The organism is Deinococcus cellulosilyticus NBRC 106333 = KACC 11606, from assembly GCF_007990775.1.
Lineage (GTDB): Bacteria > Deinococcota > Deinococci > Deinococcales > Deinococcaceae > Deinococcus_C > Deinococcus_C cellulosilyticus.
Map to the genome: position 1 here is coordinate 25,253 of NZ_BJXB01000016.1, position 21,843 is coordinate 47,095.

16 protein-coding genes are annotated in these 21,843 nt (G+C 56.2%); 12 read left to right on the forward strand and 4 right to left on the reverse strand.

The genetic code is table 11. The annotated features are described in order from the left end of the window. Positions 1-550 precede the first annotated feature (550 nt). The 4 genes from nrdI (at position 551) to DC3_RS17185 (ending at position 7,878) form a co-directional block, all read left to right on the forward strand. Complete coding sequence (gene nrdI, locus DC3_RS17170; protein WP_146886454.1) at positions 551-940, forward strand: class Ib ribonucleoside-diphosphate reductase assembly flavoprotein NrdI; 390 nt, start codon at positions 551-553, stop codon at positions 938-940. Positions 941-1,001: 61 nt separating this feature from the next. After that, positions 1,002-3,095, forward strand: coding sequence for a class 1b ribonucleoside-diphosphate reductase subunit alpha (gene nrdE, locus DC3_RS17175; RefSeq protein ID WP_146886456.1), 2,094 nt, complete (start codon positions 1,002-1,004; stop codon positions 3,093-3,095). Then, positions 3,083-4,063, forward strand: a complete 981-nt coding sequence (gene nrdF / locus DC3_RS17180) for a class 1b ribonucleoside-diphosphate reductase subunit beta (protein ID WP_146886458.1) — start codon at positions 3,083-3,085, stop codon at positions 4,061-4,063. Before nrdE ends, nrdF begins: the two co-directional genes overlap by 13 nt. A 179-nt stretch (positions 4,064-4,242) precedes the next feature. Continuing rightward, positions 4,243-7,878 (forward strand): diguanylate cyclase, encoded by a 3,636-nt coding sequence (locus DC3_RS17185; protein ID WP_146886460.1) that lies wholly within the window; start codon positions 4,243-4,245, stop codon positions 7,876-7,878. Between the two features lie 4 nt (positions 7,879-7,882). On the opposite strand, the gene DC3_RS17190 is transcribed toward DC3_RS17185, so the two are convergent. Next, a complete protein-coding gene (locus DC3_RS17190; protein ID WP_146886462.1) occupies positions 7,883-8,830 on the reverse strand; it encodes a Gfo/Idh/MocA family protein in 948 nt (315 codons plus the stop codon). 424 nt (positions 8,831-9,254) lie between these two features. On the opposite strand from DC3_RS17190, the gene DC3_RS17195 reads away from it, so the two are divergent. Together DC3_RS17195 and DC3_RS17200 are read left to right on the forward strand one after the other, a co-directional pair. Beyond that, complete coding sequence (locus tag DC3_RS17195; RefSeq protein WP_146886464.1) at positions 9,255-10,331, forward strand: acyl-ACP desaturase; 1,077 nt, start codon at positions 9,255-9,257, stop codon at positions 10,329-10,331. A 256-nt stretch (positions 10,332-10,587) separates the two neighbouring features. Further along, positions 10,588-10,968 (forward strand): response regulator, encoded by a 381-nt coding sequence (locus DC3_RS17200; RefSeq protein ID WP_146886466.1) that lies wholly within the window; start codon positions 10,588-10,590, stop codon positions 10,966-10,968. Positions 10,969-11,109: 141 nt separating this feature from the next. On the opposite strand, the gene DC3_RS17205 is transcribed toward DC3_RS17200, so the two are convergent. Beyond that, complete coding sequence (locus tag DC3_RS17205) at positions 11,110-12,180, reverse strand: type IV pilus twitching motility protein PilT (RefSeq protein WP_146886468.1); 1,071 nt, start codon at positions 12,178-12,180, stop codon at positions 11,110-11,112. A gap of 601 nt (positions 12,181-12,781) precedes the next feature. On the opposite strand from DC3_RS17205, the gene DC3_RS17210 reads away from it, so the two are divergent. The 3 genes from DC3_RS17210 to DC3_RS17220 all read left to right on the forward strand — a co-directional run bounded on the left by DC3_RS17210 (position 12,782) and on the right by DC3_RS17220 (position 17,181). Beyond that, complete coding sequence (locus tag DC3_RS17210) at positions 12,782-13,306, forward strand: hypothetical protein (RefSeq protein WP_146886470.1); 525 nt, start codon at positions 12,782-12,784, stop codon at positions 13,304-13,306. Positions 13,307-13,447: 141 nt separating this feature from the next. Further along, positions 13,448-16,204: a cyanophycin synthetase gene (gene cphA / locus DC3_RS17215; protein WP_146886472.1), complete on the forward strand. Its 2,757-nt coding sequence runs from the start codon at positions 13,448-13,450 to the stop codon at positions 16,202-16,204. Positions 16,205-16,266: 62 nt separating this feature from the next. Further along, positions 16,267-17,181 carry a cyanophycinase gene (locus DC3_RS17220; protein WP_146886474.1) on the forward strand — a complete coding sequence of 305 codons (915 nt, stop codon included), beginning with the start codon at positions 16,267-16,269 and terminating at the stop codon, positions 17,179-17,181. A gap of 23 nt (positions 17,182-17,204) precedes the next feature. Here the strand turns inward: DC3_RS17220 and DC3_RS17225 are convergent, their stop codons facing one another. Continuing rightward, positions 17,205-17,516 (reverse strand): hypothetical protein, encoded by a 312-nt coding sequence (locus DC3_RS17225; RefSeq protein WP_146886476.1) that lies wholly within the window; start codon positions 17,514-17,516, stop codon positions 17,205-17,207. 349 nt (positions 17,517-17,865) lie between these two features. On the opposite strand from DC3_RS17225, the gene DC3_RS17230 reads away from it, so the two are divergent. The 3 genes from DC3_RS17230 to DC3_RS17240 all read left to right on the forward strand — a co-directional run bounded on the left by DC3_RS17230 (position 17,866) and on the right by DC3_RS17240 (position 20,027). Next, a complete protein-coding gene (locus tag DC3_RS17230) occupies positions 17,866-18,306 on the forward strand; it encodes an NUDIX hydrolase (protein ID WP_146886478.1) in 441 nt (146 codons plus the stop codon). Positions 18,307-18,473: 167 nt separating this feature from the next. After that, positions 18,474-19,355, forward strand: coding sequence for a DMT family transporter (locus tag DC3_RS17235; protein WP_146886480.1), 882 nt, complete (start codon positions 18,474-18,476; stop codon positions 19,353-19,355). Positions 19,356-19,487: 132 nt separating this feature from the next. Then, the gene (locus DC3_RS17240) at positions 19,488-20,027 is read left to right on the forward strand and encodes an MOSC domain-containing protein (protein ID WP_146886482.1); all 540 of its coding nucleotides are present in this window, start codon (positions 19,488-19,490) and stop codon (positions 20,025-20,027) included. A gap of 10 nt (positions 20,028-20,037) precedes the next feature. Here the strand turns inward: DC3_RS17240 and DC3_RS17245 are convergent, their stop codons facing one another. Continuing rightward, positions 20,038-21,825 carry an ABC transporter ATP-binding protein gene (locus DC3_RS17245; protein WP_146886483.1) on the reverse strand — a complete coding sequence of 596 codons (1,788 nt, stop codon included), beginning with the start codon at positions 21,823-21,825 and terminating at the stop codon, positions 20,038-20,040. Positions 21,826-21,843 lie beyond the last annotated feature (18 nt).

The following is a 21,843-nucleotide window of genomic DNA, read 5'->3' on the forward strand; positions in this document are numbered from 1 at the left end:
CATGATGCCACATTTTGATGAAGGTTGCTGAGGGCCATCGGTACTGCAGGGGTCCGGTGTATCCCTTATCGGCCCAGTCACGAGAGCTATCTCATGGACTGCTTCCTGACCAGAGGGGTCCGGATCTGTGGGCCTGGGCCTGCCGCTGCTGAGGGGCTTGACCTCCCTGCTGGAATCGGTATGATGTTCATGTCTGGTGCCTGATCGGGCACGGCATACAAGAAGTTGATTTTTGTATGTGGCTGGGGAACGCCGGTGAAGTGTGCATGCCACACCAGTCCGGGACTGACGCGCAGCGGTGACCTGTTCCTGCAAAAGGTTCTGGGAAGTCCGAATGCCAGCCAGATGTGCGCCTCGCGTCATGGGCACGCCTGAAGACCGTTGGTCTGAAGCGTGAATTCAACCCATCGCTTCCAGAAAAGAGCGACATGGTCTTTGTGCTGCAATCCCAACCTCAATAGCTGCTGGCAGTCTGGCTGCCAGTGTTTTCGTTTTTCCACCTGATGCCTGAATCCAGGAGGGGTGGGTCATTCATGCATCTGGAGTTCACATGTTGCTGGTTTATGCCTCCAAAACAGGAAACACACAGCGTTTCGTCCAGAAACTCGGGGAAATCCGGTCCCTGAGGATTCTCACAGGTGAGGAGCAGGTGGATGAGCCCTGCATCTTGCTCACTTACACCACTGGATTTGGGCAGGTGCCACCAGAAGTGGAGCAGTTTGTTCTGCACAATGCCCTGTGGATTCGGGGGGTTGCTGCCAGTGGGAACCGCAACTGGGGAACGCGTTTTGCCCGATCTGCAGATGTGCTCTCTGAACGGCTGGGGGTTCCCGTGGTGTACCGATTTGAATTGTCTGGAAGGCCCACAGATGTGGTGCACTTTAGAGCACTTTACAGAGAAATAAGAGGTTCCCAGCTTACGGGGACGATTTTGAAATAAAAGGATTCATTCGAATCCTTTTATTTGACTGATCAACGCAGCAAAGAAGGAGTGAAGGGTCTTGAACGAAGTTTCAACAGGTTATCTGGAGCTCAACAGCCAGATCATGCAGAAAAAAGAGGGGTTCTTTCAGATCGAGAAGGACCTGGAGGCCGTGCAGGCATTTGAAGCGGAAGTGCAGGACCGACTGAAGACCTTTGCCGATCCTCTGGCCCGCATGCACTGGCTGATTCAGGAACAGTATTACGAGGATTTTTTTGCCCTCTATCAGGAAGAGGACGTTCTGGAAATTCACAATCTGGCGTACAGCCACCGTTTTGAGTTCCGGTCCTTCATGGCGATTTCCAAGTTCTACAAGGATTACGCCCTGAAGACCAACGACAGGAAACGCTATCTGGAGCGTTACGAGGACCGGGTGGTTGCAGTGGCCCTGCATCTGGCCCAGGGCAATGTACCCCGCGCCCGTGCATTCGTCTGCGCAATGATGGAGCAGCGCTACCAGCCGGCCACCCCCACATTTCTGAATGCAGGCCGCGCCAGACGGGGTGAGCTGGTGTCGTGCTTCCTGCTTGAAGTGGATGACAGCCTGAACGCCATCGGGTACAACATCAACACCGCAATGCAACTCTCCAAGATCGGTGGAGGGGTGGCCCTGAACCTCTCCAAACTGCGGTCCAGAGGAGAAGCCATCAAGGAGGTCGCACTTGCTGCCAAGGGGGTCGTTCCGGTGATGAAACTGCTGGAAGACTCCTTCAATTATGCGGACCAGATGGGTCAACGCAAAGGGGCAGGGGCGGTGTACCTCAACATCTTTCACTGGGATGTGGAAGAATTTCTGGACACCAAGAAGATCAACGCCGACGAGAAAAGCCGCATCCAGACCCTCTCACTGGGCCTGATTGTGCCAGACAAATTTTTCGAGATTGCTGCCAGAAACGAAGACTTTTATGTGTTTGCGCCCCTCTCCGTGCGCAGGGCTTTTGGGCAGCACCTTGATGATCTGGACATCGACCAGATGTACGAAGAACTGGTGGCCCATCCAGAGGTGGTGAAAAAGCCCCTGAATGCCAGGGCCATGCTGACCCGCATTGCCACCACCCAGTTCGAGTCAGGCTACCCTTACCTGATCTTCCGTTCCGCAGCCAACCGCATGAACCCATTGAAAAGCATCGGGCAGATCAAGATGTCCAACCTGTGCACCGAGATTTTCCAGCTGCAGACCACGTCCAGCATCGGGGATTATGGGGAACAGGACCAGATCGGACATGACATCTGCTGCAACCTGGGGTCCCTGAACATTGTCAATGTGATGGAGTCCGGAAAATTGCAGGACAGCGTGCATACAGGCATGGACGCCCTTACTGCAGTCTCTGACATGTCCAGCATTGCCAATGCCCCTGGGGTGCGCAGGGCCAATGATGATTTTCATGCGGTGGGGCTCGGGGCAATGAACCTGCATGGGTACCTGGCCAAAAACCACATCCGGTATGAAAGTGAGGAGGCCAGGGATTTTGTCCGGTCTTTTTTCATGGCCGTGAATTTCTACTCCATTGAGCGCAGCATGCAGATTGCCAGGGCCACCGGGCAGAAATTCCTGAATTTTGAACAGTCAGATTATGCGAGCGGCACCTACTTTGAAAAATACGAGGAGACCTCTTTCGAGCCCCGAACCGAAAAGGTCAGAGGGCTTTTTGAAGGACTTCCTCTCCCCTCTCCTGAAGACTGGAGAAAACTCAGGGAGGAGGTACAGCAGCACGGCCTGTATCACGCCTACCGCATGGCCATTGCCCCTACACAGAGCATCAGTTACATCCAGAATTCCACATCTTCGGTGATGCCGATTGTGGACCACATCGAGGCCCGGACGTATGGCAATGCCGTGACCTATTACCCGATGCCATTTCTTTCTCCTGAGACCTTCTTCTATTACAAATCGGCCTACCACATGGACATGATGCGGGTGATCGATCTGGTGGCCGAAGTCCAGCAGCATGTGGACCAGGGCATCAGCACCATTCTGTATGTCACCAGTGAAACCAGCACCCGGGATCTGGCCCGACTGTACCTTTATGCCCACCACAAAGGGCTGAAAAGCCTGTATTACACCCGGACCAAGAACCTGAGTGTGGAGGAGTGCATCTCATGCGCCATCTGAGTCAGACTGCCTTTCAGGCTGTGAACTGGAACAAGGCCGAAGACCCCTACAGCAAACTCTTCTGGGACCAGAATGTGCGCCAGTTCTGGGTGGACGAGGAAATCCCCCTGGCAGATGACAAACTGGTCTGGATGACCCTGAACCGGGAAGAACAGCGCACCTATGAACATGTGCTGGGGGGCCTGACCTTGCTGGACACCGAGCAGGGAAGCCACGGCATGCCTCTGATCTCACAGGCAGTTCCGAACCCGCAGAGCAAAGCGGTTCTGGGCTTCATGGGGGCGATGGAACACATGCATGCCAAGAGTTACAGCAGCATCTATTCCACCCTGTGCACCACCGAACGCATCGACGAGATTTTCAGGTGGGTGGAAAAGAACCGTTTTCTGCAGAGCAAAATTGAATTTGTGCATGACAGGTACAGCAGCATCCGGGATGACCGCACCCTGTACCTGGCCATGACCACCAGTGTCTTTCTGGAATCTTTCCTGTTTTATTCTGGATTCTTTTACCCACTGTACCTCGCAGGGCAGGGCAAACTGGTGAACAGTGGCGAGATCATCAACCTGATTGTGCGGGACGAATCCGTGCACGGCGTTTATGTGGGGTTGCTGGCCCAGCAGGTTTTTGAGCGCCTGCCTGCGCAGGTCCAGCGTGAGGTGCAGCAGGAGACCCTCGGCATTCTGGAGGCCCTCCACACCCTGGAAACCCGGTACACCAGCGAACTTTACACCGGGCTTGGGCTCACCGAACAGGTCTTGCAGTTCTCCAGGTACAACGCAGACAAGGCCCTGATGAACCTCGGGCAGGAGGTGCACTTTGATGTTTCCGAAGAGGACATCAACCCGATGGTGCTCACAGGCCTGAGGACCGAAACCCGAAACCATGATTTTTTCTCCACCAAGGGGAACGGCTACATCAAGACCACCCGAGTGGAAGCCCTGCAGAACGAAGATTTTATTTTCTAAACGCCAGTCGCCCCTAAACCTCCCAGCTCCATTCTGGCTGGGAGGTCTTTTTTGGTTGAGGGTCACTGTAGGCCTGGCTTTCTGTCAGAAACATTCAAAAGCAGCCTCCTCAAAAAAAGAAAGCTGACAGGCAAGGGCAGGTAAACTGCCCTCATCCTGAATTTACAGAGGAGCCTGAGATGAACCATTCCTCCAACGGTCACCTGAAACCGGAAGATCATCTGATCCGTGACCCGCTCACCGGTGCGTATTCGCGCGGGTTGCTGGAGGCACGCCTGAATGAAGAGCTGTCCAGAGCACAGCGAGAACAGGGCCAACTCACGGTCTGTCTGTTTGACATCGATCACTTCAAGAGTGTCAATGATGCCTACGGACACCAGAGGGGCGATGAGGTGCTGATCCATCTGGTGAAAGTGGTGCAGGCCTCCTTGCGCAATTCGGATGTGCTTTTCCGGTATGGCGGAGATGAGTTCGTGCTGGTGTTGCCCTCCACAGGCCGGACCCAGGCAGAGATCGTGTGCCAGCGGATTGTTCAGCAGGTGCGTTCTCAGGTTCTCGAAGGACAGCCCCCCCTGAAGATCTCCATCAGCCTGGGGCTGGCGGTCTTTCCGGAGGACGCCTCGGGGAGCCGTGAACTCCTGCAGGTGGCCGATGAACGCAATTACATTGCGAAACGCCAGGGCAGGGACCAGTTTGTGAGCAGCAGTGCCTCCAGCAAACCTGACCTGCATTTTGACGCCCAGGCCAGACCGCTTGAACGGGACCATCAACTGACCCGGTTTCATGCCTTTGTGCAGAAGGTTCAGGACCTCGGAGGCGGGGTTTTTCGGGTGGCTGGAGAGGCTGGATCGGGCCGGACCTTCTTTCTGAACCGGCTGGAGCAGGACTTTCAGACCCGCAATTTCTTCACGGTTCGGCTTGCCCCCTCGCGTCCTCTGCAGCACCGCCCTTATGGGGTTTTTCAGCAGCTTGAAGGACTGGAGGGTCCCGTGCAACCGGGAGGCAAAGGGCTGGGTCGCCTGCTCTGGCAGCAGGCCCGGAACCACAGTGGCCTGGCCGTGGTGGTGGACAACATGACGCTGCTGGACTGGGCCAGTCGCGCGCTTCTGGGACGTCTGTTGCAGGAGGCGGACGGGCTTCCTGTGGCGGTGGTCTACAGCCAGGGCTTGCAGGAGACCCCTCCTGTTTTTCCTGCACCTCAACGCAATGAAATGCAGGTGGTGCTGACCCCCCTGTCCAGGCATGCCGTGCAGGTGTGGCTGCGGGAGGTGCTGAGCTGGGAAGCCCCTGCGGACCTCATCGACTGGATTCATTTTGCTTCTCAGGGTCTGCCTGCACGGGTCCGTCAGGTGATTCAGACCCTGATCGATCAGAACATGCTGCAGAGACGTGGGACCGACTGGCTGCTGGACGCTGCCTACCGCAACCACACGGTGCTGCTGGAAACCCAGGAGCATGCCCTGAGTTCCACCCTGCCCGTTCCCGCCACACATTTCTTCGGGCGCGAAAAAGAATGGCTGGAAGTGAGCAGCCTGCTGGAGCACCGCCGTCTGGTCACCCTGGTCGGCCCGGGTGGCATCGGGAAGACCCGCCTGAGCATCGAGGTGGCTGAACTGCGTCAGGACCAGTATCCAGATGGGGTGTGGTTTGTTGCTCTGGACACCCTGCAGAGCCCGGAACTGGTGGCCTCCAGCATTGCCCGGGTGCTGGGCGTCAAGGAGGGCAGGCGGCCCCTGCTGGAAGACCTCAAAGACCACGTGAAGAAAATGTCTGCCTTGCTGGTGCTGGACAACTTTGAGCAGGTGGTGGACGCAGCCCCTGTGCTGGATGAGGTGCTGGCTGCAGCTCCCGGGGTGCAGATGCTGATCACCAGTCGGGAGAAACTGAACCTCTCCTGCGAGCAGGTGTTTGTGGTGCCTCCACTGGGGATTCCAGATGAACGGGAAACCATCACGGAAGAAGAGGCGTACCAGTACAGTGCCCTGAGCCTGTTCATTGATCGGGCAAGGGCGGTGCTGCCCTCCCTGGAGCTGACCCCTGGACACCTGAAGGCCATCCAGAAAATCTGTCTGCAGCTGGACGGCCTGCCTCTGGCCCTTGAGCTGGCTGCGGCTTCCGTGGACCTCTTCTCCCCTGAGGAACTTGCCGAAGACCTGCAGGCGAACCGCCTCTCCCTGCTCACCGAGGGTCCCCGCAACCTTGCTGAGCGGCAGAAAACCCTGCGCAACACCATCGACTGGAGCTATCATTTGCTCAGTGAAGCGGAACGCTGGGTGTTTGACCGTCTGGCTGTCTTTGTGGGCGGCTGGTCCTTCGAGGCAGCCCAGGCGGTCTGTTCAGGTTTTGGGTCCAGATTTGCTGGCCGTGGGCTTTCTTTGCAATCGGCCCTGATGAAACTGGCCTCCAAGAGCCTGATCCAGTTCCAGCGGGCACAGAAACGTTTCGTCATGTTGCAGACGATCCGGGAGTATGCGCTGGAGAAACTGAACAGCCAGCCCGATGTTGCAGAGGTCAGGCGTGCCCATGCCCTGCATTTCCTGAGTCTGGGAGAGCAGGCAGAAACCTATCTGGTGGGAGATGGACAGGCCCAGTGGCTCGAAGTGCTGCAGTTGAACCAGGGCAACCTCCGGGCAGCCCTCGACTGGATGCTGCGGCACGGGGAGACCCTGTGGGCCATGCAGCTGTGCAGTGGCATCTGGAAGTTCTGGCAGTTCAAAACCCACCATCAGGAGGGCAGGGAACGGATTGCACAGGTGCTGCAGAAAGCCCAGATGGCCCTGTTGATGACCCGCAATCCTGAGGAGCGCAGGCAGAGGATCGTCTTGCAGTCCAGACTTCAGGTTGCAGCCGGGTGGCTTGCGAACGATCAGGCAGACCACAGTGAAACCCGGCGGCTGTTTCACGCGGCTTTGCAGGGCTTCCGGGAGGTGGCTGACCGTCGGGGCATCGGTCTGGCCCTACAGGGAACAGGTGAAGTGTGCACCAATGCGGGGGACTACGCGCAGGCCATGGAGCATTTCGAGGAAAGCCGCCAGATCATGCAGGAAATCGGAGACCTGGAGGAATATGCCTGGGTGACGGACCATCTGGGCCGCTGCCAGCAGGTCATCGGTCAACTGGGCGCCGCCGAGGAGAGTTTCACCCTGTGCATCCAGCTGTTCCGGCAACTGAAGCAGGAATGGGGAGAGAGCATTGCCACCATCCATCTGGCCGATGTGCTGGTGCGGCAGACCAAATTCGATCAGGTGCTCGACCTGACAGGCCCCTGGATTGATGAGCAGCGGGAAAAGAAAGACACCAGTGGTTTTGTGTACGCCCTTGCCCTGGGCTGGTCCGGGGAGGCCAGGCTCCATCTGGGACAACTGGAAGCAGCAGAAATGGATCTGCGGGAGGCCATTGACACCTGCAACACTTCAGGTTTCCGGCTGACCCGAATCCCGTGCATCCTCGTCCTGCTCCTGCTGAAAAAGAATCAAAAGGCAGAGGCCAGACAGCTTCTGCTTGCCACCTGCAAAGTTGTGCGGTCCTTCGATGACCCTGCCAGGTGGCTGGAACTTCTGATTCCTGCAGTCCATCTGGCCCTGTCTGAAAAAGATCCCGTGCAGGCCACCCATCTCCTCTCAGCCCTGCGCAGGGTGCAGGATGATTTTGAGATCATGCCCACACCCGTGGATGCTTTCATGCTGAAAGGGGCCCAGCAACACCTGCAAACCCAGATGGGTCAGGAGGCTTTTGATCGGCACTGGCAGGAGAGCCAGGAGACACCCAAGAAACAGCTGATGCTGAACCTCGAAACGTGGCTCTCACAGGCCTGAGGAATCACACTTTCGGGAAACCCACCTTCCGGAGCACCTCATCCAGCAAGGTGGCCTGTTCCAGTGAATCCTTGCCCAGGGGATAGCGCACCCCTTCCTCTCCCCGGACGGCACGTTCAAAATGGCGCACCATCTCGGCATAGCCATTGACCTCTTCAAAGGTCTCCGGGGCACCATTCAGGGTCAGGGTGGGGTTCTGGCCTGCGGTGACAAACGGGGCGTTCAGGTGCACGGTGCCCTGGGTCCCGATCAGGGTGAAGGACTGTTCGAATGGAACGTTAAAAGAGGCATCCGCGTGGCCCACAAAGGAGCCAAAATTCAGCAGGGCACTGGTGGTGTGGTCCACGCCACTGGCAGTGAACTGGGCCACGGCATCAATGGATTCTGGAAGTTTTCCTGCCACCAGACGCATGATGTCCACGCAATAACAGCCCACATCGTAAAATGCCCCTCCTCCCAGCTTCGGGTCCCAGCGGATGTCGTCAGGGTTTCCCAGGTGAAAGGTGAAGGCAGAACGCAGGATCTGCAGGTCTCCCAGCGTGCCTGATTGCACGATCTCCAGCAGACGCTGGATCTGGGGGTGGAAGCGGTAGAAGAAGGCCTCCATCACCACCTTGCCTGAGGCTTTCTCGGCCTCCATCATGGTGCGCACCTCACTGGCATTCAGGGTCAGGGGTTTTTCGCACAGGACGTGTTTTCCCTGTTCCAGTGCCCTGAGGGTGAGGGGCAGATGCTCAGAGTTGGGCAATGGGTTGTAGATGATGTCGATGTCCGGGTGCCCCAGCAGTTCGTCGTAGGTCAGGGCATGCGGAATCTGATTGCGCTCTGCATAATCCCTGGCCCGTTCTGGATTTCGGGCTGCCACGGCATAAACGGTGCTGCCTGCTTCACGAATGGCAGGAATGAGGGCTTTCTGGGCGATGTTGGCGGCTCCGAGGATTCCCCAGTTCATGTGTTCTCCTTGCGCTTGTGGCTCTGCATGAGGGCTTTGTTTACTGGAACGACAAACCCATCTTATCGGTTGGTCTGCTCTGCCACACCAGCGGTCTACACAAGAGGAGAAGCTTCAGGACTTCCTGAGTCTCTTCTGAAATTTGTGGTCCAGGTCAACATTTTATAGAAGAGCTCAATGAATTTCATCTGGGATTTAAGTGGGAACTCATGGAACTCGAACGCCGAGGTAGGCCTTTTCACCTATAATGAGAACAATCTTGGAAGGGAAACGGTTTGTTTGTCAGCCCGGGATTCGGAAAGGGTTGAACTGAACCACACCGCAACACAGCGCCCTCTCTGAGATGGTGTTGTCCCAGTTTTCATGTGATCGACCTCAGAACTGTCACCTAAATCTGCAGAGGTTTCTGCACGAACGGAGAATCATGGCTTCAATTGTTCCACCCAACATGCTTTCCAATGTCCCCCGCACCCCCGCAGGACTGCTGTCCAACCGCGAAAAAGACACCCTGATCGAACGGGCCTTCACCGGACTGTACCGCTGGTACACCGCCCGCAGTCAGGAAACCCGCAACTGGAACGCTGACCTCAGCTTCGACTGGCGAAAACTCCGCACCGACCTCCCTGAAGAGGTCATCACCGTGGTGCAGGGCTTCTTTGCCGTCGAGCAGTACGCCCCCGATTACACCAGTGAACTCCTCAACCTGGTCCGCGCTTCCCACGGACGCAGCCACTTCCAGATGCGCTGGGGCAGCGAAGAAGAGAAACACGCAGACGCCTGGGAAAATGCTGTGCTGTTCTCCAGGCAGCGCACCCCCGAGTGGATTCGGGAATACAAGGAACGCCTGAAAAGCAAACAATGGGAACTGCCTTTCCCCGATGCCATTCACAACCTGGTGTACACGGTGTTTCAGGAACGGGCCACCCAGCTGAATTACCTCAACCTGATGAAAATCGCCCAGGGGAAAAGCGAAAAACCTCACCTGCAGGGCGTTCAGGACCCGGTGCTCGCCCAGGTGGCCCAGACCATCGCCATTGATGAGGCCGCACACTACAACTTCTTCCTGGAAGGGGTCCGGCTTTACCTGTACTACTACCCCCAGAAGACCCTGGAAGCCATCAAGAACGTGATTGGGCAATTCAGCATGCCCGCCCAGCAACTGGTGCCCGACTGGGATCACTTCTTTGAAACGGTTTACAAAGCAGGGATTTACGGCCCCAGAGATTTCTCAAGAGATGTGATGCAGGTGGCATTCCGCAATCTGGGCATCGAGAGCCGCAAAAAACTGGAAGATGGCATCAAGAAAACCCGCGAGGTGCCTGACTTCGAAGGGGAACAGGCCCGCACCACCATCATCTGGGACACCTTCGACTACGGGGCCATCGAAGGGGATGTGAAGCGCCTGCACGTCAAGATTCAGGATTACGAAAAGAAAATCGGTCTGGATGAACTCGATCCCACCGAATTCGTGGAAAATCCCGAAGTGCCCCGCAAAGAATAAATCTTTCTGTTGATAAGCCCTGTGATCTGGATTGAGCTCACAGGGCTTTTTCTATAGAGCATCCATGGTCTCTATAAAGAAGGTGTAAAGATTTATCTTTCCTTGAAGATCAGGGAAAAACCCGTCTCAGTGAAGCAATCAACAGCACTTCAGAAAATGATGGTCGTGGCTGGACTTCAGAATCGCTTGTTACACTGAATTCAGGACAAGCGCCCAGAGCCCTCTTTCAAACAGGAGACGTCGAACGGTGAACCTCATGCCACAACCCCATCCACACGTTCTGATCGTTGAAGACGAGAAGCCCGTCAGGAACATGCTGCGCCGCTTCCTGACCCTGAATGAATACGAAGTTCACGCTGCTGCGGACTTCACCGAAGCCCTCGCAACCCTGCTGGACCACAGCCATTTTGATGTGATCCTGCTGGATTTCAATTTTCCGGGTGGAAGTGGCCTCGATCTCTTGCCCTTCATCCAGAAGCACTCTCCGAACACCCCGGTGATCATGGTGTCTGCAGAACATGATCCAGCGTTGATCCAGTCCACCCTGGACCACGGGGCCAGTGAATTCATCCAGAAACCCTTCAACCTGGACCAGTTGCTTCACTGCATGGAACACCATCTGCATCAGGCATCTTGAAATCAAAACTTGCAGCCATCTTGCTGCTTCAAAGAACACAGGAGCTTCCGTTAAAGGAGGCTCCTGCTTTTGTTGATCTGCTTCTTCCTGATTTCATTCCCCTGGAAAAAACTGCACACCCATCACTGTCGTTGCAACTTCTCAGAAGAAGTCAATCATCATCCTGAGTTCGTGGGGACTGGTTGCCGCTTCCAGAGCGGCGTCGCGGGTCAGCAGATCGTCCCGCACCAGTTTGGCAAGGTGCTGGTCGAAGGTGTGCATCCCGATCTGTTCACCTTCCATGAGGGCATCTTTGATCTGCTCCAGTTTGTCCTCGTCTTTGACGCATTCACGGACCGTGGGGGTACCCACCATGACTTCCAGACCCAGCACACGTCCTCCACCTTTTCTGGGGAGCAGACGCTGGCTGACCACACCGACCAGGGACTCGGAGAGGCCCATGCGGATCTGACCTCGCTCGTGTGGAGCGAAGAAGTCAATGATGCGGTTCACGGTGCGGATGGCGTCAAGTGTGTGCAGGGTGCTGAACACCAGGTGTCCAGTCTGGGCTGCAGAAAGGGCTGCTTCCACCGTTTCCTTGTCGCGCATCTCCCCGATCAGGATCACATCCGGGTCCTGGCGCATGGCTGCACGCAGTCCAGCAGCGAAACTGAGGGTGTCGAGGCCCAGTTCACGCTGGTTGATGGAGGCCATCTTGTCCCTGTGCAGGACCTCGATGGGGTCTTCCAGGGTCACCACGTTCACAGGGGCGGTCTGGTTGATGTAGTCGAGCATGCTGGCCAGGGTGGTGGTTTTTCCACTTCCTGTGGGTCCAGTCACCAGGATCAGACCGCGCTCTTTGCTGCAGAGGTCAGCAAAGGTGGTGGCATTCAGGCCCAGGTCGCTGAAGGTGGGAATTTCTTTGCTCTGAACCACCCGCATGATGAGTCCGACGGTTCCGCGCTGCCAGAAAGCATTCACACGGAAGCGGGACACACCGGAGATGCCGTAAGCAAAATCAGCGTCTCTCTTCTCGACGAATTCCTGCCACATGCCGGGCCGGACCATCAGGGCTTTGCAGTATTCTTCCATCAGTTCTGGACTGATTTCTTCTTCACCGATGCGTTGCATGTCTCCGTCGATGCGGACCATCGGTCTGGCTTTGGCACGCAAGTGGATGTCGCTTGCCCCCAGTGCAACACAGTGGGTCAGTAATTCCTGGATGCTTTGCATGATTCACAGCATATTCACAGGGGTCTTACTTGTCACTGACAGGTCTATGTGGGGTCACTGTCAAGGGATGCTCCCTTTTGCTGCCTTCGTCTGGACCTGGTCCTTCAGGTGACAGGTTCTTCACAGGGGGGTCACCAGGAAGCCCAACCATGCAACCAAATTAGACCACTTCTTGAATTGAAAATATTGCACAATTTTATTTCATCTGCGTTTTATGTTAAATCATTTCACCCATTATAAGTCAGTCTCAGCTCAGCAATTTTTCAGCTTCAGATCAGATGGATAAAATGGAATGTTTGAATTAAGGCCAAATGAAGCAGAATGCGTTTCTGGCCTTTAAGATTATCATATGCCTATCACGCTTCGAAACTAAGATGATTTCGTCGATCAAATCTATTCTGGTCGTCAGTTACATTCCGGTTGTGTGAAGCCTTATCCTGCTTCAGATGCGATGTACCTGATTCAGATTCACATCAGCATTCACTTTGATGTTGTTCATTGATTCATGCTTTATTTCAGAACAGGTTCAGGCAAGCATCCATTTTGGAGCACGGACCCATGTTTCCCACAACAGCAAACCATCGATCATTAGGAGGCTCTTATGGCACAGAATGATAATCAAGGCCGCGGCAACAACCTCTCACACGAAGATCGCGTGAAGGGCGGCGAAAACTCACACAAGAATGACAACCAGCAATCCACCCAGGGTGGCAATCAGGGTGGCCAGGGTCGTGGTGGCAACCAGGGCGGCAACAATGAAGGCCGTCACCAGCTGACCCACGAAGAGCGTGTCCGTGGCGGTGAAAACTCCCACAGAAACGACAGCCAGAACGCTCAGGGCGGTCAAGGTGGCCAGGGTGGCAACCAGGGCGGTCAGGGCGGCAACAATGAAGGCCGTCACCAGCTGACCGATGAAGAACGCGCCCGTGGTGGCCGCAACTCCCACGACAACCAGTACACCTCTGGCAGCGAAGGCGGTCAGGGTGGCAGCCAGGGCGGCCAGGGCCGAGGTGGCAACCAGGGCGGCGGACAGGGCGGCAACAACGAAGGCCGTCATGAACTGACCGACGAGGAACGCGCTCGTGGTGGCCGCAACTCCCACGGTGGTGGTGGCAACAACAGCTGAGTGAAACTGCCCCTGCCCCGGGCGTGATTCCCTCTTTTTGATTGAAAGCAACACATGATGCGACACCAAGTCTGCAGAGAACTGCTCAGAAGAAGCCCTTCTGGGCAGTTCTTGGCACATCTCCCCTGAAAGGTCCTGCGCATGATCCGTTCCCCTGAAACTTCCCGGTTTCCCGACCCTTCCCAGCCTCTGCAGGTCATTCAAGTGCAGGTGTACCGCGGCCCGAATGCATTCAGTCATGGCCGTCTGGTGCGCCTGCGCTTGCATGAGGCGTCCTTGCTGCCCTTCCGGTCTGAAGCCGTCCTTCAGGTGATGGACGCCCTTTATGGGTGTGATGGTTTGACTGAGGTCAGAACCCTTCCAGAATCCAGGCAGGTGAGTCAACTGGTTGCCCTGCTGGCCTGCCAGTTGCAGAAGCTGGCCCTTGGGGACCTTCCAGAACTGAACTTGCGGAAACACCCGGGAAAAATCGCGGACAATGATGTGCTGTACCCCTGCCAGAATGAGCAGGTGGGCAGACTGGCAGGGTGGCTGGCCCTGCAACTCATTGAGGTTGCTCTGCCCGAATGCTGCCAGGGCCTTCAGGGCCATGCGGGCCTTCTCTCTGATGAATGGACTGTGGATGATCCTCCAGCCATGCACTTCTGGTCTGCCGTGGTCTGGCTGAAAAAACAGGCACGAAAAACCCAGCTGGGTCCGACCACAGCAGCCCTGGTCAAAGAGGCCCAGGCAAGGGGCATTCCGGTGCTCAGGCTGGACGATTACAGCCTGGTGCAACTCGGATATGGCAAATTCCAGCAGCGCATCCGGGCCAGCATCACCAGCCTGACCTCCAGTCTGGCTGTGGAGGCCGCCTGCGACAAGGACCTCACCAAAAGCCTCCTGCAAAAGACAGGGATTCCGGTTCCTGAAGGCAAGGTGGTGCGCTCTCTGGAGGGTGCCCTGAAGGTGGCCCATGAACTGGGCTATCCCCTGGTGACCAAGCCTCTGGATGGAAACCATGGTCGAGGAGTGACGCTGGATGTGTCCTCTGATGAAACCCTGGAGTGGGGTTTCGAGCAGGCCCGACTGCACAGCGAAGAGGTGATTCTGGAGCAGCAGTTCCGGGGCAGGGATTACCGCATTCTGGTGGTCGGAGGCAAACTGGTTGCTGCGGCAGAACGTGTGCCCGCCCATGTGGTCGGGGATGGGGTCCACACCATTGAAGAGCTGATGGAACGGGTGAACCGGGACCCCAGGCGCGGCGAGGGCCACGAAAAAGTCCTGACCCGTCTCACCATGGATGACCTGGTGGTCCACCATCTGGCCCGGGCAGGCTTCGCTCCGGTGTCTGTGCCTGCAGAAAGTGAAGTGGTCTTCCTGAGGGAAACCGCCAACCTTTCCACGGGAGGCACTGCCATAGACCGCACAGATGAGGTGCACCCTGAGAACCGCAGGATGTTTGAGCGGGCGGCACGCTCCGTGGGTCTGGATGTGGCAGGTCTGGACGTGATTGCTCCAGACATCAGCAAGCCCATCCGAAAAACAGGAGGGGGCATCATTGAAGTGAATGCCTGCCCGGGTTTCCGCATGCATCTGGAACCCAGTGAAGGGACGCCCAGAAATGTGGCAGCACCGGTCATGGATCTGCTTTTCCCTGCAGATCAACCCTTCCAGCTTCCCATTGCATCCATCACCGGAACCAATGGCAAGACCACCACATCAAGAATGCTCAGCCACATCCTGAAACAGCAGGGCTACACCGTGGGCCTGACCACCTCCACAGGCATCTACGTGGACGGCATGCTCATCGAAGAGGGTGACACCACAGGACCGATCAGTGCCCGGACCATCCTGATGGACCCGGAGGTTGATTTTGCCGTGCTGGAGACTGCCAGAGGGGGCATGATGCGCACAGGTCTGGCCTTTGAGGAATGCCACATTGGTGCAGTGCTGAATGTGCAGGAAGACCACCTGGGCCTGAAAGGCATCGACACCCTGGAAGATCTGGCCTGGGTGAAGTCCGTGGTGATTGAAACTGTTGCACCTTCCGGGTTCAGCATCCTCAATGCAGACGACCCTCTGGTCCTGAGGATGAAGGCCCAGGCCGGAGGGCAGGTGATGCTGTTTTCCATGCAGGGAGCAAATGCACCCGCCGTTCAGGAGCACCTGAAGCAAGGTGGAACAGCTGTGGTTTTTGAGCACCTGAGAACCGTGGGGCCAGAAACCGCCAGCCAGGCCCAGAAATCTCCTGGCTGGATCACCCTTTATCAGGGAAGTCAGGGCACTCCGGTGATGCCCGTGAATGAAATCCCGGCCACCCTGATGGGTCTGGCCCGTGTGAACATCGAAAATGCCCTGGCCGCCGTTTCGATGGCACATGCAGCGGGGGTGCCATCAGCAACCATCCGGGAAGCCCTGCAAACTTTCGGGTGCAGTTTTGAAGAAAGCCCTGGAAGGCTCAATTTCTACAGGGAACATCCTTTCACGGTGCTGATGGATTACGCCCACAACCCTGCAGGCATCACGCACCTGAAAAATCTGGTGCTGGCCATGAAAGAGCAGTACGGCAGGGTGATCGGGGTGGTCGGTGCAGCAGGAGACCGTCGCAATCAGGACATCCTGAAGATGGGTGCGCTCTGTGCAGAGATGTTTGACCAGATGATCCTCAGGGACGATGAGGACACCCGTGGACGGGAGGAGGGCGAATCTGCCGCCCTGCTTCTGCAGGGGGCACTGCAAACTGGGATGTCCCCTACATGCATTCAGACGGTCCTGCGGGAAAATGAGGCTGTGGAGACAGCCATGACCCTGGCAGAGCCAGGAGACCTGGTGGTGGTGATTGCCACCGAGGTCGAAGAAGTCTGGGAGAAGATCAAGGCCTTCTCCCCTGCTCTACAGGAGGTCAGCAATGCCTGAATTGACGATACAAGAATCAAAAATCACTGGGGGCAGCTGTGCATCCCAGCTGGAGAGGTCCCATGCCTGATCAAAAGAGGCGCAAGGGAGACCATCCTGGAACCCTGATCATCATTGGGGGCCATGAGGACAAGGAACACGACATGGTGATCCTGAAAGAAGTGGCCAGGAGGGTGGGCAAGGGCCGTCTGGTGGTCACCACCGTGGCCTCTCACCAGCCCGAGGGGTATTTCGAGTCCTATCAGGAAGCATTCAAGAAGCTGGGGATCACCGACCTGACCGAACTTTACATTGCGGAGCGCAGTGAGGCCATGCAGGAAGAAAAAATCAAAGCTTTTGACGATGTGAAAGCTGTGTTTTTCACCGGAGGGGACCAGCTGAGGATCACCAGTCAAATTGGCGACACCCCCATCTACAGCCGCATCCACGAAATTTATGATGCTGGGGGTCTGATTGTGGGCACCAGCGCTGGCGCTTCAGTGATGTGCGAAACCATGATGATCGAGGGCAAGGGAGGCGAGTCTCACCGCATCGGCGACCTGCGCATGGCTCCGGGCCTGAAGCTGATTCGCAACGCCATCATTGATCAGCACTTTGCAGAACGGGGCCGCATGGGCCGACTGCTTGGTGCAGTGGCCCAGAACCCCCGCGTGCTCGGCATTGGCATTGATGAAGACACCGCCATCATCATGGAGGGCCAGGAGTACTTCACCGTGCTGGGAGATGGTGCTGTTTACGTGGTGGATGGCAGTGGGGTCACCCACTCCAACATTGCTGATGGGGCAAACAACCAGATCCTTTCCATCTACGACATCAAACTGCATGTGCTGAGCGAAGGGGACGCCTTTGACCTGGTGCACCGCAGACCCATCGAGGTCTGGAAACTCAAAGACCAGCAATCCCCAACCCAGCATGATGTTCCAGAGCAGAAACCTGTCCGCAAGAAAACAGAGCAAAAAGCTGCAGAGAAAACATAAAAAGATCCCTCACCATGAGGGATTCAGAGGATTTCATAGGCTTCACGGATCAGATGGGCGGCTTCCTGCAGGGATTCGGGTTGCTGTGCACTGAGGTGTTCCTCAAGCAGCTTCAAGGCCTGCTGGGTGGCCTGTCTGGCGTGATAGGCATGATAGGACGGCTGGGTGGAACTGACCTTCTTTTCAGGCAGCGGATCATGCTGCTGGTGGGCAATCAATTCATGGGCTTTTTGCAGGGCTTTCAGGGCTTCGGCATTGGTGTGTGCACTGGTGCTGCCCTGAAGCAGAATGATGACTCTCAGGAGCTCCTGGAGAGCCTGTCCACAGGCTTTCACAGGAAAAGGTTAACATGTTCTGCCATGAACAGAGTGAGCGGGGTGTAGATCAGATGAGAACAGATTGAATAGGGGCAGAGGTTGGAAAGCAGTGGGTTCGGGCCGAGAGCCGAGAGCCCAGGGCTGAGGGCACCAAGCAGGAGGCTGCGACGCAGCGACCCAGCGTGAAATGGGCTCCCCCATGAGCGCATGGTGGGGTCAGGAAAAGACGAGGACAACAGATGAATAGACAGAAACATCAGCGTGTTGAGCCTTGAGACAAACAGAAGCCTTTGAATCTGCTTTCACTCCCCTGTTGACTTCTGGACTTGCTCTCCACACCACTGCAACAATTCATCGACAATCAGACATGCGACGTATTGTTTTGGGCATTGTTGAGCATCAGGGAAAATTGCTGGTTTTTGAGGGGAAACAGTCCATCACAGAGCGGATTTTCTACCGACCACTGGGGGGTGGACTGGAGGAAGGAGAAGATCCCAGAGAGGGTTTGATCCGGGAATTTCGGGAAGAACTGGGGGCAGAAATTGAAATTCTTGAACAGCTTCCCACACTGGAAAACACCTACAAGTGGGCAGACCAGACCAAGCATGAAGTGGCGTTTCTGTACCGAATTCGATTTCTGGATGGCTCCATTTACGATCAGCAAACCCTGCAGGTGAATGATGCACCAGAAGTGGCTTTCTGGAAGCCTCTGGCTGACTTTGCATCAGGAGACTGGCTCGTCCCTGAAGGGCTGACGGATCTGCTTTCAAACGAACAAACAGACATCCAGACTGAAGGACCAGATTGATCTGAATTTCATTTTGAGTCCAGTACAGGTGTTGTTGAACCCAGTGTCTTCTGGAGCCTCAGCCTCCCATCCATCTTTTGCTGACGGCTGATGGCTGATCACTGACCGCTCCTGACTTAAGTCATACAAAGGATTTCTGTATACAATATATCACTTACACTGGAACCATGCGCCCTCACCTGAAAGGCACCCTGATGGTGGTCATCTCTGCATTTGGATTTGCCACCCTGGGGATTTTTGCCAAGTTCTCCTACCAGATGGATTTCAATTTTCAGAGCACCCTTGCCTGGCGGTTTGGTCTGGCTGCACTGGTCCTGTTTCTCTTGATGCTCCTCAAAAAAGAATGGACGCTGAAACCAGAGCAGCGGGTACCTGCCCTTTTGCTGGGCATGGTGGGTTATGCCATTCAGGCCAGCGTGTATTTTCTGGCCCTGCAACACCTCAGCGCAGGCCTGACTGCACTTTTGCTTTACGCTTATCCTGCTTTTGTGACCCTGCTGGAATGGTGGCTGGAACGCAAGACCCCCACCAAAACCACCCTCTTTGCCCTGCTTCTGGCGTTCGCAGGAATTGTCCTGACCACCCAGATGGATGGGAAAATCAGTGTGCTGGGCATTGTGCTGGCGGTGGCTTCGGGGGTGTGGTATGCCATTTACCTGACCGTGAGTTCCAGAATCATCCGGGACACCCATCCTGTTCCAACCAGTGCATTCCTCAGTCTTGGGGCAGCCCTGGCCTTCCTGACCTGGGCTTTGCTGGGAGAAGGTTTCAATGTGCCCCACAATGCTGCAGAGGGAATGCTCCTGTTTGGGATTGCAACTGTTGCCACGGTGATCCCCGTGATTGGTATTTTTTACGGCATCAGGATTCTTGGGACCTCCCAGACGGCCATTCTCTCGACCCTGGAGCCCATTTTCACCCTGCTGCTCGGGGCATTGCTGCTGCATGAAACGCTGGCTCCACAGCAATTTGTGGGTGGAGCGATGGTGCTGGGCTCGGTTGTGCTGTTGCAGCTGAGGCAGTCTTACCTGAGGGCCAAAGCGGCCTGAAGTTTTGAAAGGTCTGGGCAACTTTCAAAAAATAGGCCCAGGGCAACAACAGGCACCCGGTAAAATGAACTGGTCAACCCTTGAACTGAGCACCCACATCAAAGCTGCACCATCAGACGAGGAGAAAAAACCATGGGTCAAGTTGTTGCCGTTCACCGCAGTGAAAGCCACACCATGTCCAAAACCACCCAGCCCAGCATCCAGCTTCTGACCGGGCTGGGTGTGGAACACGATGCCCACCAGGGGGTCACGGTCAAGCACCGTTCCAGGGTCGCCCGTGATCCCAGTCAGCCCAACCTCAGGCAGGTTCACCTGATTCATGCCGAATTGCATGACGAACTGACACAGAGGGGCTTCCCCATCACGGTGGGCCAGATGGGTGAAAACATCACCACGCGAGGAGTGGACCTCCTGGGGCTGCCCACGGGAACACTTCTGCACATTGGCAGTGAAGTCCTGGTCGAGGTGACTGGCCTGCGCAATCCCTGCACACAACTTGATGGCCTGCAACCTGGATTGATGCAGGCTGTGCTGGACCGGGATGCAGAAGGCAACCTGATCCGCAAAGCTGGCGTGATGGGGATTGTCCTGCGGGGTGGAACCGTCCAGGCTGGAGATGGGATAGAAGTGCAGTTGCCTGCTTCACCCCATCAGAAATTGCAACCTGTTTGAGAGCCCTTGTTCAGTGGATCTGGTGCACGCCAGCCTGCCTGTTGTAAAGCTGGGCATACAGTCCCTGCTGTTCCAGCAAGGTCTGGTGTGGTCCGACTTCCTCGATTTTGCCCTGAGCAAGCACCACAATGCGGTCTGCGTTTCGCACAGTGGAAAGCCTGTGGGCCACCACAAAGGTGGTTCGACCTTTCATCAGACGTTCCAGGGCCTCCTGAATCAGGTGCTCGCTCTCGGTGTCCAGAGCAGAGGTGGCCTCGTCCAGAATCAGCACCCTGGGGTTGCGGATCAGGGCACGGGCAATCGCCAGTCTCTGTTTCTGTCCTCCAGACAGGCGGGCTCCTTTTTCACCCACACGGGTTTCCAGACCCTCGGGGAGGCGTTCAATGAACTCCCACGCATTGGCGTCTTTCAGGGCCTCCAGAAGACGATCTTCATCCACCTTCCCCAGGCCATAAGTCACGTTGTCCCGGATGGACCCCTCAAACAGCAGGGATTCCTGGGGGACCACCGAGAGGAAACGGCGGTAGGTCCTCAGGTCGAGTTCCTCCATGTTTTTCCCATCCAGCAGGATTTTTCCACAAGTTGCACGGTTGAAGCCGATCACCAGACTGAGAATGGTGGATTTTCCTGAGCCGCTCGGTCCCACCAGGGCCACCGTCTCCCCTGCTTTCACCGTCAGGTTGAAGTGGCGGATGGCATGCTGGTCCTCATCCGGGTACTGGAAACACACCTCCTGAAAAGTGAATTCCCCCCTGACACCCTTCACCACAGCTTTGCCAGAGTTGTGTTCAAGGTCCGGGCTTTCCAGCACCTCTCCAATGGAGCGAATGGCTTCCAGACCTTTGGACATCTGCGGCACCAGATTGATCAGGTTGATCACCGCATTGGTCAGGGACCCAAAGAAACCCGAGAGCATCACCACATCTCCCACGGTGATGGGCAGGAGTTGCACGTAATACACGTATCCGGCAACAATCAGGCAACCCATGTTGAAAACGTTGAAGGTCACCCAGGCCACCGCATTGAACATGGCGTTGATGGAATCCAGACCCACCCCGGCCTCCTTCACCCGGTCCAGGGTGTGGGAAACTCTTTTCAGTTCCTGGTCTTCCAGTCCGTGCGCTCTGGTGATGGGAATCAGGCTGGTCATCTCCATGATGCGGGCACTCATGGCCTCAAGCTCTTTGCGAAAAGCACTGTTGTGGTCGCTGAGGGCACCCCGCATGGACCGCACCAGGAGGGCTGCTGCCGGGACGGTGACCACGTAAAACAGGATGAATTCGGGGGCACGGATCGCGGTGGTCACCAGGGCCACCACAATGAACACCAGGGCCCCCAGGCCCGTGTCAAACAGAATGCGGGTGAGTTGTTCAATGGCTTCCACATCACGAAGCACCTTGTTCTGCAGGGACCCTGCACTGGTGCGGTTGTAAAAGCCGATGGAGAGGTGCTGCAGGTGCCTGCAGATCGCGGCCCTGAGTCGGTTTTCCATGGTGCGGGTCGCCATGCTGAGGTAACGCACATGCAGGTAATGGTTGGGAATGTTCTGCACCAGCAAAATCGCCATCACCACGGCCCACATCCACAGGTGCTGCAAAGGGGCACGGGTGCTGATCACATCCACCACCCTTGCGGTGATGATGGGCAGCAAAACCGCAGGACTCACCTTGATGACGTACAGGAGAAAGGACCAGAACAGCCTGCTTCCCTGCCCCTCGTAAAGAAACAGGAAGGTCTGGATGGGTCTGGACCCCTGAAAGCGTTCCAGAAAATAGTGTTGTTCTTTCAGATTGCGCATCTTCAACCTCGGTGTGTT

Bases quoted from the DNA above. Each gene is read 5' to 3' on its own strand.
- nrdI (WP_146886454.1), top strand. From the start codon at position 551: ATGTTGCTGGTTTATGCCTCCAAAACAGGAAACACACAGCGTTTCGTC.
- nrdF (WP_146886458.1), top strand. From the start codon at position 3,083: ATGCGCCATCTGAGTCAGACTGCCTTTCAGGCTGTGAACTGGAACAAG.
- DC3_RS17185 (WP_146886460.1), top strand. From the start codon at position 4,243: ATGAACCATTCCTCCAACGGTCACCTGAAACCGGAAGATCATCTGATC.
- DC3_RS17190 (WP_146886462.1), bottom strand. From the start codon at position 8,830: ATGAACTGGGGAATCCTCGGAGCCGCCAACATCGCCCAGAAAGCCCTC.
- DC3_RS17195 (WP_146886464.1), top strand. From the start codon at position 9,255: ATGGCTTCAATTGTTCCACCCAACATGCTTTCCAATGTCCCCCGCACC.
- DC3_RS17200 (WP_146886466.1), top strand. From the start codon at position 10,588: ATGCCACAACCCCATCCACACGTTCTGATCGTTGAAGACGAGAAGCCC.
- DC3_RS17205 (WP_146886468.1), bottom strand. From the start codon at position 12,180: ATGCAAAGCATCCAGGAATTACTGACCCACTGTGTTGCACTGGGGGCA.
- DC3_RS17210 (WP_146886470.1), top strand. From the start codon at position 12,782: ATGGCACAGAATGATAATCAAGGCCGCGGCAACAACCTCTCACACGAA.
- cphA (WP_146886472.1), top strand. From the start codon at position 13,448: ATGATCCGTTCCCCTGAAACTTCCCGGTTTCCCGACCCTTCCCAGCCT.
- DC3_RS17220 (WP_146886474.1), top strand. From the start codon at position 16,267: ATGCCTGATCAAAAGAGGCGCAAGGGAGACCATCCTGGAACCCTGATC.
- DC3_RS17230 (WP_146886478.1), top strand. From the start codon at position 17,866: ATGCGACGTATTGTTTTGGGCATTGTTGAGCATCAGGGAAAATTGCTG.
- DC3_RS17235 (WP_146886480.1), top strand. From the start codon at position 18,474: ATGCGCCCTCACCTGAAAGGCACCCTGATGGTGGTCATCTCTGCATTT.
- DC3_RS17240 (WP_146886482.1), top strand. From the start codon at position 19,488: ATGGGTCAAGTTGTTGCCGTTCACCGCAGTGAAAGCCACACCATGTCC.
- DC3_RS17245 (WP_146886483.1), bottom strand. From the start codon at position 21,825: ATGCGCAATCTGAAAGAACAACACTATTTTCTGGAACGCTTTCAGGGG.